This is a genomic window from Streptomyces boncukensis, from assembly GCF_011045075.1.
GTDB classification, from domain to species: domain Bacteria; phylum Actinomycetota; class Actinomycetes; order Streptomycetales; family Streptomycetaceae; genus Streptomyces; species Streptomyces boncukensis.
In genome coordinates this window covers 1-962 of sequence record NZ_JAAKZZ010001024.1, presented here as the reverse complement: position 1 = coordinate 962, position 962 = coordinate 1, and the positions used below count along the sequence as shown (strand labels likewise).

Sequence of the window (962 nt, the reverse complement as noted above, 5' to 3'; positions counted from 1 at the left end):
TGTATAAGAGACAGCATACACCCCAGCCCCCCGCACCGCGACCTGATCCTCACCACCACCAGCCAAAACACCCGCCAGCCGAGCCCCGGCCCGAACATCCAGCTCGACCGGGAGATCAATCAGACCACCCCAACGCTGCGGGAGCTCCAGCGCAGCGACCCGGCCCAGACCCCACACCGCCGCCAAGTCCGGATCCTCCAGCCGATCCGAACGGCCCACCGACACCGCACCCCGCGTCAACACCCACAACGGCGCATCGATCCCGGCGTCACCCAACCCCTGCACCACAGCCAGCGTGTCCGCCCACCCGGAGGCGAGCAGCACCACACCGGACACGTCAGGCCCGGATACGCCGGACAGCTGCGCAACCTCCCCGACCGGCACGCTCACCACCGTCGCACCCGCCGCGGACAGCGCCCCCAACACCTCACCATCCCCGGACCCGATGACCACCCAGGTACCGGACAACGCCGCCGGAGGCAGATCGGCCAGCGGCTTCCAGGTGACCTGGTAGCGCCACGAATCCAGCGTGGAGCGCTCCTGGTGACGCCTGCGCCACGCGGACAGCGCCGGCAGCGCCGATTCCAGACCGGCCAACTCCTCCAGATCCTCACGCTCGACCGCATCCCAGAACACCGAGTCCAGGCCATGACCCACGGCCGACCTGACCGACGGCTCCGGCCAGTACCGCTGGCGTTGGAAGGCGTAGGTCGGGAGGGGGATCGTGCGGCCGCCCCAGTCGGTGAACACCTTCGTCCAGTCGATGCGGGTGCCGGTGGTCCACAGGCGGCTGAGGGCGGTCAGGGCGGTGTCGGTCTCGTCGCGGTCCCTGCGCAGCATCGGCGTGAACACGGCATCGGGGGCGGTGTCCTGGGCCATGCCGGACAGCACACCGTCCGGGCCCAGCTCCAGATACCGGTTGACTCCGAGCCCGGCTGTGGCCGTGATGCCGTCGGCGAAGC

Annotated in this window: 1 pseudogene; it reads right to left on the bottom strand. The window is 70.1% G+C overall.

The features are described from left to right. A pseudogene (locus tag G5C65_RS37710) lies at positions 1-962 on the bottom strand (type I polyketide synthase); the annotation flags it as partial.